A 16,467-nucleotide genomic window follows, 5' to 3' on the forward strand; every position below is an offset into this window, starting at 1 on the left:
AAAAATATGAAGACAATATATAAAATATCACTATTTTTTCTTAGCCTAACCGTATTCGTAGGCTGTGAAGACGACCTATTGGACGTGCCACCGCAAGATATGTTGGTAGACGAGACCTATTGGAGCAGTGAGGGTAATGTCAAGACTTTTGCCTTTGGCTTCTACACCGGTTACTTTAAAGGATATGGTTCCGGGTACACTTGGGGAAATTACTTCTCCGGGCAATCATTAAATGATGATTTTGCACCAACCAATCCACCTAGATTTGCCTTACAAGTTCCTACCTCTGGTGGGGGATGGGGATTTAGCTGGGTAAGAAAAGCTAATATCTTTATCAACAGAGTACCAACTGTACCTATGCCTCAAGAAGCCATAGATCACTGGACCGGGATAGGAAGGTTTTTTAGAGCCTTGGAATATCATGATTTAGTAGCAAGATTTGGAGACGTCCCTTATTATGATCAAGAATTATCTGAAGAGGATAACGAACAGCTATATAAAACAAGGGATGATCGTACTTTTGTGATGGATAAGGTACTAGAAGATCTACAGTATGCAGCAGCTAATGTAAGGACATCTGTAGACAATGATGGCTTAGAAGTAAATAGGGATGTGGTACTCGCATTTATGTCTCGTATCATGTTATACGAGGGTACTTGGCAAAAATATCACGAAAACAACACAGCCAAAGCTTCTGAGTATTTGGAAGCAGCTAAATGGGCCGCTGATCAAATCATAAGCAGTGGAAATTATTCACTAGGGAATTATAGAGAGGTATTTAGTTCTTTAAGTCTTGCCTCGAACCCTGAAGTTATCATGTATAGGGAATACGAGCCAGGTATGATTACCCATGCGCTAAACAGTTATAACAATAAAGAACCACAAACAGGAATCTCTAAAAATGCTATTGACACCTATCTTGCAGAAGATGGTTTGCCAATCTCCCTATCTCCATTGTATCAAGGTGACCAAGGAATTGACAATCTAATGGCTAATAGAGATGGTAGAATTTATGAAACCTTTGTATCCACAGAACTAAGAATTAATGGGGTTGCACCTAACCATTCAACAACAGGAATCGCAACACATAAGTTTTTAAATGAAAGTATAAAGGACGATCCTATTGGAAGCTCTAACTTAAACCCAACAGATGCCCCTATTATTCGTTATGGAGAAGTATTGCTTAATTACATTGAAGCAGTAGCAGAGTTATCTACCATAGGAGGAGCTGCTGTATCGCAAGGTGATTTAGACAAGTCCGTTAACGTATTAAGAGATCGTGACGGTGTTAACCTACCTCATTTACAAGTATTGGGAGATTTACCTGCTGTAGGTGGCGTGGTTTATGACGATCCAAATAGAGATCAAGATGTACCTGCACTTCTTTGGGAAATACGAAGAGAAAGAAGAGTAGAGTTGATCATGGAAGGTTATAGATTAGACGATCTTAAACGTTGGAAGAAATTGGAATATGTAGATATGGTTGCTAATCCTGAAATTAATCAAGGTGCTTGGATTAAGAAATCAGACTATCCTGATAGTGAACTAAATGATATCACCCTAACAGATGGAGAGGAAGGTTATATTATTCCTGCTTCAGCATCCTCTTCCTTAAGAGAGTTCGATAATGAAAGGGTATACCTCAGTCCAATTCCATTAGATCAAATTACTCTTTACAATGATCAAGGAGTTACTTTGGAGCAAAACCCAGGATGGGAATAATAGTTAAGTGTTAATTACATACTAAAGTACTTCAGGGCATTGCTCTGAAGTACTTTTTTTAATCTTAGAATAATCGTTTTACAACAATACAATCTCCCCTCTATCCATAAAATTCAATGAAAAAAAATTCCCATCACCTAATACTACTTGGGATTCTTTGCGTCCTGTTTATAGGATGTAAATCCGCAAATAAATCAACTTACCTAGACAAACACCCCATTCCAACTGTAGAGACGAATAAAAAAGCAGTAAAATGGGACCCAAAAACACCTTATAATGTAGAAGAGTTTAGAGCTGCATGGGTAGCCACCGTTGCAAATATAAATTGGCCAAGCTCCCCAGGACTACCTGTTCATGAGCAACAAAAAGAAGCACTACAGCTTTTAGATTTCCTAGAAGAAAATAATTTTAATGCCGTTATATTTCAAGTCCGCCCTCAGGCAGATGCCCTATACAAAAGTAACTTAGAGCCTTGGTCTTACTACCTTACCGGAAAACAGGGAAGCCCTCCTGAAGTAACATATGACCCCTTACAATTCTGGGTACAAGCTGCCCACGAAAGAGGTTTAGAATTGCATGCATGGCTAAATCCATATAGAGCACACCATACTGCAGGTGGCGAAATAAGCAGTTCTTCTATAATAAAAACCAATCCCGAATTGGTTGTAGAACTAGAAAATGGTATGTATTGGATGGATCCATCCCTAAAAGGAACACAAGAACATTCCTTAGCAGTGGTTATGGACATTGTTAACAGATACGATGTAGATGGCATCCATTTTGACGATTATTTTTATCCCTATGACTCCTACAATAATGGGAAGGATTTTCCGGATGATAAAAGCTGGATATCCTATCTTAACAGTGGTGGTAAGCTATCTAGGCCTGATTGGCGACGCCAGAGTGTAAATACTTTTATAAAAAATGTTTATACTGGGATAAAAGAAGCTAAGCCGCACGTGAAATTTGGCCTTAGCCCCTTTGGCATATGGAGACCGGGCTACCCAGAATCCGTAGTAGGACTAGATCAATACGATAAGCTGTATGCAGATGCCAAACTCTGGTTAAACAAAGGGTGGGTAGATTACTATACCCCACAACTCTATTGGAAAATAAACAAAATAGGACAAAGTTTCCCTGAACTTTTGGGCTGGTGGCAAAGTGAGAACACCAAACAAGCACACCTTTGGCCTGGATTGAATGTTGGACTAGGTGGAGATGAGAAGAATGCCGATGAAGTAATTAATCAGATAATGATTACACGAGGAATGGTACCAAAAAGTAAAGGTGCCGTACATTGGAGTATAGCTCCATTAATTAAGTACGATAGTTTAGCCCTTGCAATAAAACAAGGTCCTTACAACAAAAAGACTTTGGTTCCGCCTTCCCCTTGGTTAAACAACACACCTCCTACTCCCCCAAGTCTTCAAATAAAAAAAGATCAGGATTCCATTACCTTTTCATGGAACCACCCGGAACAATATCAAGTTTTTAGGTGGGTATTATATTACCAACGCCAAGGCAAAAGATGGGAACACACCATCCTAAACCAAGGAACAACATCCTTAACCCTCCCCATTACTCAAGAAAATGGTAAATTCCCCATTGTTAAGGCCGGACTAACAGCGGTAGATAGAACAGGTAACCAGAGTGAATTTTTTGAATTGAATATCAATTAAAATCAAACCCCTATGAGCCCATTAATCGTTTTTGGAGTAATAGCCGCCTATTTTGCAATGCTAATGGCTATTAGCTACTTCACCTCCAAAAAAGCAGACAACAACACCTTCTTTACTGGTAACAAACAATCACCTTGGTATTTAGTGGCTTATGGAATGGTAGGGGCATCCCTATCTGGGGTCACCTTTATTTCTGTTCCAGGGGAAGTAGGCAATACTGCTTGGACCTATCTTCAATTTGTAATGGGAAACATGGTGGGTTATGCCGTTATTGCCTTTGTGCTAATACCGCTTTTTTATAAGCTAAACCTAATTTCTATCTATGAATATCTAAAAGATAGGTTTGGAATAAAATCGTACCGGACTGGCGCATCATTCTTCATTATTTCACAAACTATTGGAGCCTCTTTCAGGCTCTTCCTTGCCGCATTAGTCTTACAAATTGCCTTTTTTAATGCTTTTGGAATTCCGTTTTGGGTAACTGTATTTATCACTATTTTATTAATATGGCTATACACTTATAAAGCAGGTATCAAAACCATAGTATATACAGACACCTTGCAAACCACTTTCCTATTAGCAGCAGTTATCATCAGTATTGTTGTAATTCTACAACATTTAGATCTAAAACTAGGGGATCTTTATGGGGTTGTAGCCTCTAATCCAATGTCTCAAGTTTTTGAATGGGATTGGCTATCTAACCGTAATTTTTTCAAAACGTTTTTAGCAGGTGTATTTATAACCATTGCTATGAATGGACTAGATCAAAATGTAATGCAGAAAAACTTAACCTGTAGAAATATAAAGGATGCCCAGAAAAATATCCTTTGGTTTTCGGTTACCTTCTTCCTCTCTACCATGTTATTCCTTGTACTAGGAATTCTAATCTACGAGTATGCAGTAAGCCATAATATTGCTATTCCAGAAAGAACGGATGATCTATACCCCCTATTGGCATTAAACTATTTTGGCATTCTAGCAGGAACAGTATTTCTAATTGGAATTGTAGCAGCAGCTTTCTCAAGTGCCGATTCTGCCTTAACAGCACTTACAACCTCCTTTTGCGTAGACATTCTTGACATCAGGAAAAAACAATCGTCTCAAAAAAACATTAGGCAGTATGTACATATTGGTTTTACTATTCTAATGTTTACGGTGATCGTTATTTTCAATGCCTTTAATGACAGTAGTGTGGTAAGTGCGGTTTTTAAAGTAGCCGGATTTACCTATGGACCACTATTAGGGCTATTTGCATTTGGACTCATTTTTAAACAAAAGATACACGACAAATATGTCCCCTACATTTGTATCCTATCTCCTATACTATCCTTAGTTCTAGATCTTAATTCCGAAACTTGGTTTAATGGTTTTAAGTTTGGATTCGAGATATTATTGGTCAACGCAATGATAACCATGATTGGACTTTGGATGTTGACACAAAGAAATAACACGGTAAGCGCCAACGCTAATTAAAGAAGTGCTCTTTAAAAAACGGCACCACTCATTAAGTGTTAATAACCACAAAACTCAATACTTATTGAATTAACTAGTTTAAACTTCCCTCCCTTTTAATTTTAGGGGACGGGAAGTTTTAATTTTAACTCCTGAATTCTTTCTGCCGAATTAGTAATAAATGAAGCAACTCAAAAGGCTTCTGTTTATGTCTCCACTCCTACTCCTTCAACCGATACATATAATAGCCACCGCCTTTGTCCCAACTACAGAATATAAGTGTTTTTTCATCCGGTGACACCCCTAGCCCCCTTGGTTCTGCTCCATCCAACTCTGGTAATTCCAAGGTCCAAACTTGCTTCTTATTTTCATCCCTATAATGAAAAGTGGAAGGAGAAACACCGCTAGATCTTGTTGCTACATACATTGCACCAGTCCTCGGCACCCGTAAGGCACTACTCCCTCCATAGGCACTAGTAATAGCTTCCTCTTCCGCATACTTCCGTCCGTCTTTACTAGTGTACACCTGTATCTTTGCTGTCCCAGGATCAGGGAAATAAAGACTTAATCCATCTGAACTCATATCAAACGTACGGGCCAAAATTCTATCTTTTAGTTCTATGGTTCTCACTAAGTCAAACTTTGAAGGATCATTCTCGTTTTGTTTTAATACATAATTAGGATCGTCTGCAAAAAGAGACATAGCATAAATCTCCCCCGCCTCATTAACTCTTGGCGCTGTGATGGCACGCTCACCTGCTGGCACCTCCCATACCGCTATTCCTTCTCCGGTATTGGCATCTATCTTTATTAGACGCCTATTGATTCCCGCCAAAATATGTCCGTCTAAATCAACTCCTACTCCATTTACTGGACTAAGTTTATAATCTTCCCCGTTTATTGTTACTCGTTGTAAAGGAGAGAAACTGGTAGGAGTGCCCTCCGCAGTCCTAATAACAAACCCCTTGTTGTAATCGGCTAACCAAAGTTTATTACTTCCATCCCAAACGGCTCCATAACCTCCTCCTGATGGTACTATTTTCTCTACCAACACATAGTTGGGAGCTACTATTTCAGCGAAATCCACCAAGGGCTCATCAGACTTTATCAAATGTAACTCCGCTGTTGATGAAGGAGTTATATTACTCCCATCAGAAGCCAATATTCGATGGTATAATATTCCTGACTCCCCCTCCTTAATGTCCGACAAAAGTTGGTACCAAGTACGTTCAACAATTTTCAGCTTAGACTCCCTTCCTGTTTGTTTCTGCCATAGGATATTTTTAAAATCGGGGTCTTTAGACAATTGGTACGTATAGGAAACAAAATCCCCATCCTTATCCATAGAAGGCTTCCATTCCACCGTGTACATGGTTTCTAAATTTCTAATACCATAAGTGTTTTTGGATTGATGTGATAAAATTTCCGATGCTTCCGGCGGAATATTGCTTAGCGGGTAAAGCTGTGTTCTATATTTTTGACCTTCCCATGTTACCTCAACGTTTAAAGCACCCACTGCAAGGGATTCCTTTAAATCTTGGGTTAACCCCATCTCTTCCTTAAATGCGAGTTGACCCTTTTTTCTCCGAGTAATTTTAAGTGACTTTATAGTATTACTCTCTTCGGTATTTCTCCCACTTCCCAAATTCACAGAAACATCTTTGGAAAAAGATTGATTTAGAAAGGTCAAATGCCCATCTAGGTATAAAGTTTTACCCCGAATTTCTGCTACTACCTTTCCTTTGCCCATACTATTATGGTCTACCCCTGTATCGAAAACCGACATAAAGTTCCCTTCAACATTTGTGAAATCTGTATCGATATCGCGACGAATAATATTTCCATTTACTCCGAACATAGCGGAAGGATACCTAGATGTTTCTAAAATTTCCATTTTGGAAGCATTCTTCTCTTTAATGTTATAGGTTGTATATTCTAACCTCTTCCCATCTTCAAAAATATCCACAATGGTTATGGTATTTTCAGGAAGGCGGGTATCTCCCAACCAAGCACGGGGACCAGAACCTGCAGCACCGGCATTCAGCAATTCTAGCTTACCTTTTTTTGCAGGATAATAGGCATGCTGGTGTCCACTGATATAGGTATGCACCTTATAATCTTCCAACAATCCTTGTAACTTTTTCGGATTCTCTAATAGATTCCCTTTAGAATCCCTTCCTTGGGCCACCCCATATAACGGCATATGCCCTATAACGAAACGGTTTTTTGCATTTATCGCCTCAGACGTTTTAAACTGTTCCTCTAACCAATCCAAATTTTCTTGAGTAATTACCGATGAGGAAGCCTCCCAAGAGACAAAAAACATTCCATTTTTCACAAAGGAGTAATAGTGGGGAAAATGAGATGCGTCTACAAAATTCAGTCTAGTCCTATCTATATTCTTCTCCCAAAATTTTCTGGTCGCCTCGTGTTCTATGGGGAAAGAACGTGGACCATCATGATTTCCTACTGTAAAAGCAAAAGGAATTTGGGCTTTATCCAAGGGATCCATAATATGTTTATTAAATCCATCCCACATCTTTTGTAGTTGTAGCGTATCCGAAATTCCCATTCCCGCAACCATATCACCCCCACACAACACCAAATCTGGTTTCCATATTCTTGGAATACGCTGCATAATACTATCTACTTGCCATTCGTAATCTGCAGCCCCCAAACCAGAATTCAAGTCGCTGATTACCGCTATTCGCATTGCCCCTCTTTTTGGAAGTTCAGGAAAGTCTTTCTCGGATACCAATCGTATAGCATCCGTGGTAAACCTGCCTTCTCCTCCACCTATAATTTCGATCATATCCCCAGCTCCTAAATGAAATGATCCCAACACTTCCCATTTCCCTGGTTGGGATATGGATTGCTGGTTTACAGAAAGGGTGTCTATTCCAGAAGTACTATGCACCACATAGAAGACCTCATCAGAATGTGCTTCATCCTTAATATACCAAACTCCTAGTTGGTAGGTATTTCTTCTAATATTTTCTAATTGATATACGGCCTTATTAATACTATTCACCATGCTACTTCGCGCTGGCGTTTCACCATAATAATTATTATCCCTGCTATTTTTCCAAATACCCACTTCGGAATAAAAAGGGCTATCCGTATCTAAAATGATAACTTCACCACGCTTGGTGGGGACTTTTTCTGATAGCACTAAGGCACCTGCGTTTTTACGTAAACTATTTCTATTACCCCCAGTTATATCTGTTGGCACGTTAACCACCTCATCACCAGCTACCATTGCTGAAGATCCGCCTCCATCTAAATTTAGAGCTTCTTTGGCCCCTATCCCATGCATTAGTTTTGCCAATTCCTCCAAGGTAACCCCTACACTAGCTGCTTGACGTCCGTCTACCACCATCATCAACAAGGTATTTTCATCTGCATAACCAATGGCACTTCTTGGATGTCTAATTAAATGCCCCTTACCAAAGCCTTCTTCCTCCGATGTAACATTAATCTCCCCATTTTTTATCAACACTGGTCCAGCTCCTATAGCCTGTTCTGGATTCCATTTTACCCCCTTTTTATTTGTTCCAGGCTTGGAATACTTCCAAATTGCTCCGTCTTGCTCAGATCCAGTAGACCATACTATTTCTGGCAATCCATCTACTAAGCCAAACGCCCCACGACCTCTATCTCCAGTAGGACCTAGAGCTATAGTTTTTCCGTCTTGAACAATGAGACTCACAGAGCTAGTAGGAGCAAAATACCCCCCGTTCAAAGCAAGAATACCTCTATTTTTCTCATACGTTTCCAAGGTAGTCTCCCTAATTGTATTGCTACCTATAGATCTTAGATCTAAATTTATGTCTCGTAAATCTATTTTAGCATAGACTGCCCTAATAGGTTCTCCATCGGCCAATGTTCCAGCAGCATCAAAGACCTGAACAGAATGTGGCAATACTATATTAAGATCTTCCCGAGGCTTCCAATTTATTACCAGATTCTGGGAAAATAGAGGCAAGGATAAAAAGAAAGTAAAAACAAGAAAAAGAGGCAGGGATAAATGCAATTTCCCACAAAAGTTACCATGGAGTCTTCCTAATAAAAAAGAGTTCATATATACAGAAATAGAAATGTTAATATTAAATAACTATTAATAGTTTAAGACATAAATTTTAAACCCTAAATATAAAGCTCCCTCTATTTAGAACCTAGTCTTTAACACGCTTTACCTAAAACTGTTATAAAACAGTGGAAGTAGTGAATAAATAGGGGAAACTCTCTATTAATTTGCGAAAAAAAGCCTTACTTTTAGAGATTTGAATTTTAAATAACCAACAGATTAAATCTTGATCTAAATCTTTAAAAAAGCAACCAATATTAAATGAAAAAAATGAGTACTACACAAAGGTATTACGCCTTGGATATTTTACGAGGTATGACCATTGCCTTAATGATAATGGTAAACAACCCGGGAAGCTGGTCACACATCTATCCACCCCTTAAACACGCCGCTTGGCACGGCTTTACTCCAACAGATTGGGTATTCCCTTCGTTTTTATTTGTTGTAGGTACAGCTATGAGCTTTAGTCTTAGGAAATATGAGACCATGGGAAACGGTTTAATTTTAAGAAAAATATTTAAAAGGGCAGGAATGATATTTTTAATCGGACTCCTGTTAAATGCCTTCCCTTTTGTGTATCGTGCCGATGATGGTATAACCCTTAAAAATTTAGCAAACATCCGTATTATGGGCGTATTGCAACGGATTGCACTTTGCTATCTCTTTGCTTCTTTAATCATTCACTATTTAAAACTTAAAAAATCTGTCATTGTTGGCGCATTAATTCTCTTAGCCTATTGGGCTATAATGTACTTTTTTGGATCATCCCCCACTCCCTTCAGCCTCGAAAATAATGCCGCTCTAAAATTTGATAATCTCATTTTTAGGCCAGAAAATATATACCGAGGATTCGGTATTCCATTTGATCCAGAGGGGCTCTTAAGCACCTTAACCGCTACGGTAAATGTTATTGCGGGATACGCTGCTGGAGTCTTTGTACAAAAGTCCGGAAATCAGATTAAAACCGTTTTAAAACTTATAGCTTCTGGTATAGTTCTTATTATTCTAGCGCTTATTTGGGATATATACTTCCCTATAAATAAGCCTATTTGGACCAGTAGTTACGTTTTATACAGTACGGGATGGACACTTATGGTACTGGCTATTTTAATCTATATAATAGAGTTATTAAACCTAAAAAAATGGGCTTATTTCTTTGAAGCCTTTGGAAAAAACCCCCTTTTTATATTTGTTATGTCTGGCGTATTCGCAAAGCTTCTTGGATTAATTCGTATTAACGGAGCTTCCCTTCATTCCTGGCTATATAAAAACCTCTATTTAAGCTGGTTAAGTGAAGTAAATGCTTCCTTAGCATTTGCCATCAGTTTTATAGCAGTAATGTGGCTGTTGGGCTATGTGCTAGACAAGAAAAAAATCTATATAAAAGTATAATAATACCCACTAATATGTATATTAAAAAGTTACCCTTATTTATCGCTTTATACCTGCTCGCTACTATTTCACGAGCCCAGGAAAATCCTAAAAAGACACCTGAATTTCTACAATATACCCAAAGTGCTTGGGTAGATTCCATCATGAAATCCCTTACCCCACAGGAGCGTATCGGACAACTTATATGGGTGTCTGCATACTCTAATCGGGGTCCTGAACACCGAGCGGATATCCTAAAAACCATAAAAGACTGGAATATTGGAGGTTTGGTCTTTTTTCAAGGCGATCCCGTAACGCAAGTAAAATTGATGAACGAGTATCAGAATGCTTCCAAAGTACCACTTATGGGTGCAATTGATGCCGAATGGGGTCTGGGGATGCGATTGGATAGTACCATAAGCTTCCCCTTCCAAATGGCTCTAGGAGCAGTACAGGATGATGACCTAATCTATGAAATGGGAAAAGAAGTGGCCCATCAGATTAAAAGTGTAGGATTACACCTCAATTTTGCTCCTGTTGCAGATGTAAATAACAACCCCAACAACCCAGTAATCAATTACCGATCTTTTGGCGAGGATAAATTTAAGGTTGCCGAAAAGAGCATTGCTTATATGCAAGGGATGCAAGATGGAGGTCTAATTACAACCGCAAAACATTTCCCCGGGCATGGTGATACGAGTACCGACTCTCATTATGATCTTCCACAGATAAACCACTCTAGAGAGCGATTAAACGATTTAGAGCTATATCCTTTTAAAAAACTTATAAATGCCGGTATTAACGGCATGATGGTAGCTCACCTTAATATCCCTGCACTAGACCCATCTGGGGTACCTTCTACCCTTTCCAAAGCAATAATTAACGACCTACTTAAAGATCAATTGGGTTTTGAAGGTCTTATTGTAACCGATGCTATGGAAATGAAGGGGGTAACCAAAGGAAATTCACCTGGGATTGTAGATAAACAAGCCGTATTGGCTGGCAATGATGTTTTAGAGATTGTACAAGACGTTTCCAAAGCAATTACTGAAATTAAAAAGGCCGTAGACAAAGGAATCATTTCGCAAAAAACAATAGATGCTAGGGTGCGTAAAATCCTTGCTGCTAAGCAATGGGTAAAACTTAACAAATACGAGCCATTGCCTATTTCCAATCTACTGCAGGACATAAACAATCCACATGCCTTATTGTTAGAGCGCAAACTAACCGAAGCTTCTTTAACGGTACTAAAAAATGAGGCAGATCTCCTTCCTTTAAAACACTTGGATACTTTAAAAATCATGTCGGTTTCTATTGGTGCCGACAAAAAATCTACATTCCAAAAAACGTTGGATCTATATACCAAAGTAGATCATTTTACACTTTCAATGAAGGCCTCCCAAAAGGAAATGGAAGCGATAAAAAAAGAACTTCCTAACTACAACTTAGTTATCGTTGGAGTACATGATGATACGCCTAGACCACGTAACACCATAAAATTTTCAGAACCCGTACAGTCTTTTATCCAAACGCTACCTTTTAATAAAACGGTAGTTGCCTATTTTAAAAACCCCTACTCTATAGACAAACTGAACAACTTGGAAAATGCCAAGGGGCTTATTGTAAGTTATCAGGATGGGGAATCCGCACAGGACCTGTCCGCACAATTAATTTTTGGAGGTGTGGGTGCAAATGGTCAACTCCCTGTAGGAATTGGGAAAAAATTTAAGGCAGGGGACGGACTTACCATTAAAGGAGGAATACGGTTTAAATATACCCTACCAGAAGATGCCGGAATGGACTCCAAAACCCTAATCCATGGGGTAGATTCTTTAATGAATCAGGCCATTGATTTAAAAGCTACTCCTGGTGGACAGCTTTTAGTAGCCAAAAATGGAAAGGTAGTTTTACACAAGGCCTATGGTGTAAAAAAATATAACGACACCGCAAAAGTGTCCCTTGAAGATATTTATGATCTTGCATCCGTTACTAAAATTTCCTCTGCGCTACCTGCTGTCATGAAATTGTACGATGAAGGAAAGTTTGACCTAGATAAAGGGATTGCTGATTACCTGAAATATTTTAAAAACTCTAATAAAGCAGATGCCAATTTAAGAGAAATACTAGCGCACCAAGCTAGATTTAATCCCTATATCACCTATTGGAAAAATACCCTTAGAAAAAATGGTAGCTATAAATGGAGTACTATTAAAAAAGATTCGTCGGCTCGGTTTCCTATAAAGATCAGCTCTAATATGTGGTTACACCGCAATTACCAAAAAAAAATATTTAAAGCGATTAAGAAATCGCCCCTCCTAGAGAAAAGGGAATACAAATATTCAGGCTTACTATTTATGCTACTACCCACAATGATTGAAGAAATTACCGAAGAGGATTTTGTGGAGTACGTAGATCAAAATTTCTATAACAAACTGGGAGCAACTACATTAACCTACAATCCAGCTGAAAAATTTAACAAGAAACAAATCGTCCCTACGGAACACGATTTTATCTTTAGACACCTTCCGGTACATGGTACCGTACATGATGAAGGTGCTGCCATGATGGGTGGAATTTCTGCCAATGCAGGTTTATTCTCCAATGCCAACGATTTGGCCAAGTTAATGCAGATGTATCTTAATATGGGTACCTACGGAGGCGAAGAATATATAAAGGCAAGTACGGTAAAGGAGTTTACCAAGGCTCAGTTCCCTGACAATAACAATCACCGCGGGTTAGGGTTCGACAAGCCTTTTTTAGAATATAAAGGTGTAAATAGCAACACAGCCAAAGATGCAAGTAGCGATAGTTTTGGACATACTGGGTTTACCGGTATAATGGTTTGGATGGACCCAAAAGAGGAGCTATTATACTTATTCTTATCGAACCGAGTACTGCCAACCAGAGCAAATACCACCCTTTATAAACTAAACACTCGAACCAATATTCAACAGGTTCTTTACGATGCCATCAAATAATAAGACAACTAAGAAGGGATGAAAATTTATAAAGTTTTAGGGCTAATGTCTGGCACCTCCTTAGATGGTCTGGATCTTGCCTATTGCCATATTTGGAAAACCCCAACGGGATGGGATTTCGATCTAAAAAAAACGGACAGCATTCCCTATTCCGATACGTTAAAAGAAAAGCTTAAAAATGCTATTTACATTCCTGCTGAAAAACTTTTGGAATTTCATAACACCTATGGAACCTGGCTAGGTCAAAAATCTAAGGAGTTTATAGCGACCCATAAATTGGAGGTCGATTTTATAGGAAGCCACGGACATACCACTCACCACCAGCCACAAAAGGGATTCACTTTTCAAATAGGCTCCGGTCAACACCTCGCCAACGCAAGTGGCACTAAAGTAATTTGTGATTTTCGCTCTAACGATGTGGCACTGGGCGGACAAGGAGCACCATTAGTACCTATAGGAGACAGACACTTCTTTGGGCAGTACGATTTTTGTCTAAACCTAGGAGGAATTAGTAATATTTCCTTTGAACGTAATGGGGAACGTTTGGCCTATGATATCGGTCTAGCAAATATGATCCTTAACCACATTACTCAGAAAATAAACCTCAACTATGACAAGGATGGGGCTCTCGCAAGAAAAGGAAGTATAAATAAACCAATGCTAGAGCAATTAAACAACCTAGAATTCTACAAACTTCCTTTTCCTAAGTCCGTTGGTTTTGAATGGTTTGTAGAAAAAGTGATCCCCATTGTTGAAGCAAACGACGACAGTATAGAAAATCTACTACATACCAGTATTCATCATATCTGTGAGCAGGTTGCTAAACAGGTGGAATTGCAAAAAAACAAAACAGAAAACACTCTTTTTGTTACAGGGGGAGGTGCCCTAAATGGTTTTCTTATGGAAACATTACAACAAAAAGTTGGTAGTAGCACCAAAGTGGTAAAACCCACTAACCTCCTAGTAGAGTTTAAAGAGGCCCTAATCTTCGCTCTCATGGCAGTATTACGAGAAGAGAATTCTATAAATTGTTTGCGATCCGTTACCGGAGCAAAACACGATTGTTCTGGTGGCGTAGTCTTTCTTCCTGCCTAAATTAAATTATTAAATTATTGTTCAAATTCTTACCTTAGAAACCGCAAAAAAACTTACCAACCAATAAAAAAACCAAACCAAATGGAAGACAAACAGAAAAAGGCCACTGCATATTGGAAAGAAAATGTCCGTTACCTTTTCATTCTACTTTTTATTTGGTTTGTAGTCTCCTTTGGGGCTGGAATACTCTTTAAAGATTATCTCAATACGTTTAAACTCGGAGGGTTTAAACTAGGGTTTTGGTTTGCACAACAAGGAGCTATCTATGTCTTTGTAGTTCTCATTTTCGTCTACGTTTATTTAATGAACAAATTGGATAAGAAATACGGCTATAACGAATAAAAACTAATCAACCAATCAACTACCAAAACCAAAATCTATGAGCGTTCAAACCTGGACCTACCTTCTCGTAGGAATAACATTTGCTCTTTATATCGGAATTGCTATTTGGTCCAGAGCGGGCTCAACAAAAGAATTTTATGTAGCTGGAGGTGGAGTATCTCCTTTAGCTAACGGAATGGCTACTGCGGCCGACTGGATGTCTGCAGCTTCCTTTATCTCTATGGCTGGTATTATAGCCTTTGCAGGTTATGATGGCTCGGTATACCTTATGGGATGGACGGGTGGCTATGTGCTGCTAGCACTACTACTTGCCCCCTACCTTAGGAAATTCGGGAAGTTTACAGTCCCCGATTTTATTGGGGAACGCTACTATTCCAATACAGCAAGAATGGTAGCTGTATTTTGCGCCTTAATTGTGTCCTTTACCTATGTAGCTGGCCAAATGAGGGGTGTTGGCGTAGTGTTTTCGCGATTTTTACAGGTGGAGATTGATACCGGAGTTATTATAGGGATGGTTATTGTCCTATTTTATGCCGTTTTGGGAGGAATGAAAGGGATTACTTATACCCAGGTGGCACAATACTGTGTGTTAATTTTTGCCTTTATGGTACCCGCAATATTTATTTCCTTTCAAATGACAGGCAATCCAATTCCACAGATGGGAATGGGCGCTACTTTTAACGATGGCTCTGGCGTCTTTTTATTAGACCGCTTAAACGGACTCTCAACCGAACTAGGCTTTGCAGAATACACAGATGGGTCTAAATCCATGGTAGATGTATTTGCTATTACCTTAGCGTTAATGGTAGGAACCGCAGGGCTGCCGCATGTTATAGTTCGTTTTTTTACCGTAAAAAGGGTTAAGGATGCCCGTAAATCGGCAGGATTAGCACTTCTTTTAATAGCAATTCTTTACACCACTGCGCCCGCTATCTCCGTTTTTTCTAAAATCAATTTAATAAATACGGTAAGTAAGCAGCCATATATAGATATGCCTCTATGGTTTAAAAATTGGGAAGAAACTGGACTCTTATCCTTTGACGATAAAAATAAAGATGGACTAATTCAGTACCTAGCCGATCCCAACCAAAACGAACTCACAGTTGACAATGATATTATGGTACTGGCCAATCCAGAGATCGCCAATCTTCCGGCTTGGGTAATCGCATTGGTAGCTGCAGGAGGACTAGCGGCAGCACTTTCTACCGCAGCGGGATTATTATTGGTGATTTCATCTTCAGTATCCCACGACCTTATCAAGAAAATATTTTTACCCAATATCTCCGAAAAAGGAGAGTTATGGTCAGCAAGAATCGCGGCAACAGTGGCCGTAGTTGTTGCAGGATATTTTGGCATCCATCCACCAGGATTTGTAGCTGCTGTAGTTGCACTAGCTTTTGGATTGGCCGCCGCATCCTTTTTCCCGGCAATCGTATTGGGAATATTTTATAAAAAAATGAACAAAGAAGGGGCTATTGGGGGTATGATTGTTGGTATAAGCCTAATGCTTTTCTATATGGCAAAATTTAAGTTAGGGTGGTTAGGAGAAATCCCAGACAAATCTGAGTGGTGGTTTGGAATATCACCGGAAGGCTTTGGAACTGTAGCTATGATTGTTAATTTTATTGTGGCTATTGTCATCAATAAATTTACCCCAGAACCCCCTTTAGAGGTTCAAGAAATTGTAGAACATATCAGGATTCCTAGTGGTGCTGGGAATGCAATAGAACATTAGATTATG

9 protein-coding genes are annotated in these 16,467 nt (G+C 39.1%); 8 read left to right on the plus strand and 1 reads right to left on the minus strand.

Annotated elements, in window-relative coordinates; genetic code table 11:
* The first annotated feature begins 6 nt into the window (after positions 1-6).
* The 3 genes from H344_RS0103335 to H344_RS0103345 all read left to right on the plus strand — a co-directional run bounded on the left by H344_RS0103335 (position 7) and on the right by H344_RS0103345 (position 4,874).
* On the plus strand, positions 7-1,722 hold the full coding sequence (locus H344_RS0103335) for a RagB/SusD family nutrient uptake outer membrane protein (RefSeq protein WP_026808989.1): 1,716 nt from the start codon (positions 7-9) through the stop codon (positions 1,720-1,722).
* Positions 1,723-1,838: 116 nt separating this feature from the next.
* On the plus strand, positions 1,839-3,401 hold the full coding sequence (locus H344_RS0103340; protein WP_026808990.1) for a glycoside hydrolase family 10 protein: 1,563 nt from the start codon (positions 1,839-1,841) through the stop codon (positions 3,399-3,401).
* 12 nt (positions 3,402-3,413) lie between these two features.
* On the plus strand, positions 3,414-4,874 hold the full coding sequence (locus tag H344_RS0103345; RefSeq protein ID WP_026808991.1) for a sodium:solute symporter: 1,461 nt from the start codon (positions 3,414-3,416) through the stop codon (positions 4,872-4,874).
* Positions 4,875-5,073: 199 nt separating this feature from the next.
* On the opposite strand, the gene H344_RS20955 is transcribed toward H344_RS0103345, so the two are convergent.
* Positions 5,074-8,934, minus strand: coding sequence for a phosphodiester glycosidase family protein (locus H344_RS20955; protein ID WP_051254075.1), 3,861 nt, complete (start codon positions 8,932-8,934; stop codon positions 5,074-5,076).
* 276 nt (positions 8,935-9,210) lie between these two features.
* On the opposite strand from H344_RS20955, the gene H344_RS0103355 reads away from it, so the two are divergent.
* From H344_RS0103355 to H344_RS0103375, 5 genes are all read left to right on the plus strand, one after another.
* Positions 9,211-10,332 (plus strand): acyltransferase family protein, encoded by a 1,122-nt coding sequence (locus H344_RS0103355; protein ID WP_240484939.1) that lies wholly within the window; start codon positions 9,211-9,213, stop codon positions 10,330-10,332.
* 14 nt (positions 10,333-10,346) lie between these two features.
* A complete protein-coding gene (locus tag H344_RS0103360) occupies positions 10,347-13,289 on the plus strand; it encodes a glycoside hydrolase family 3 N-terminal domain-containing protein (RefSeq protein WP_026808993.1) in 2,943 nt (980 codons plus the stop codon).
* Positions 13,290-13,307: 18 nt separating this feature from the next.
* Entirely contained in the window at positions 13,308-14,384 is a 1,077-nt protein-coding gene (locus H344_RS0103365; protein WP_026808994.1) for an anhydro-N-acetylmuramic acid kinase, read from the plus strand.
* 81 nt (positions 14,385-14,465) lie between these two features.
* Complete coding sequence (locus H344_RS0103370) at positions 14,466-14,726, plus strand: DUF4212 domain-containing protein (protein WP_026808995.1); 261 nt, start codon at positions 14,466-14,468, stop codon at positions 14,724-14,726.
* Positions 14,727-14,763: 37 nt separating this feature from the next.
* Positions 14,764-16,461 carry a sodium:solute symporter family protein gene (locus H344_RS0103375; RefSeq protein ID WP_026808996.1) on the plus strand — a complete coding sequence of 566 codons (1,698 nt, stop codon included), beginning with the start codon at positions 14,764-14,766 and terminating at the stop codon, positions 16,459-16,461.
* The last annotated feature ends 6 nt before the right edge of the window (positions 16,462-16,467 follow it).

The organism is Arenibacter latericius DSM 15913, from assembly GCF_000424985.1.
In the GTDB taxonomy this organism is placed as follows: Bacteria; Bacteroidota; Bacteroidia; order Flavobacteriales; family Flavobacteriaceae; genus Arenibacter; species Arenibacter latericius.

What these genes read in the sequence shown, in the direction of transcription:
- H344_RS0103335 (WP_026808989.1), top strand. Translation starts at nt 7, where the DNA reads ATGAAGACAATATATAAAATATCACTATTTTTTCTTAGCCTAACCGTA.
- H344_RS0103340 (WP_026808990.1), top strand. Translation starts at nt 1,839, where the DNA reads ATGAAAAAAAATTCCCATCACCTAATACTACTTGGGATTCTTTGCGTC.
- H344_RS0103345 (WP_026808991.1), top strand. Translation starts at nt 3,414, where the DNA reads ATGAGCCCATTAATCGTTTTTGGAGTAATAGCCGCCTATTTTGCAATG.
- H344_RS20955 (WP_051254075.1), bottom strand. Translation starts at nt 8,934, where the DNA reads ATGAACTCTTTTTTATTAGGAAGACTCCATGGTAACTTTTGTGGGAAA.
- H344_RS0103355 (WP_240484939.1), top strand. Translation starts at nt 9,211, where the DNA reads ATGAGTACTACACAAAGGTATTACGCCTTGGATATTTTACGAGGTATG.
- H344_RS0103360 (WP_026808993.1), top strand. Translation starts at nt 10,347, where the DNA reads ATGTATATTAAAAAGTTACCCTTATTTATCGCTTTATACCTGCTCGCT.
- H344_RS0103365 (WP_026808994.1), top strand. Translation starts at nt 13,308, where the DNA reads ATGAAAATTTATAAAGTTTTAGGGCTAATGTCTGGCACCTCCTTAGAT.
- H344_RS0103370 (WP_026808995.1), top strand. Translation starts at nt 14,466, where the DNA reads ATGGAAGACAAACAGAAAAAGGCCACTGCATATTGGAAAGAAAATGTC.
- H344_RS0103375 (WP_026808996.1), top strand. Translation starts at nt 14,764, where the DNA reads ATGAGCGTTCAAACCTGGACCTACCTTCTCGTAGGAATAACATTTGCT.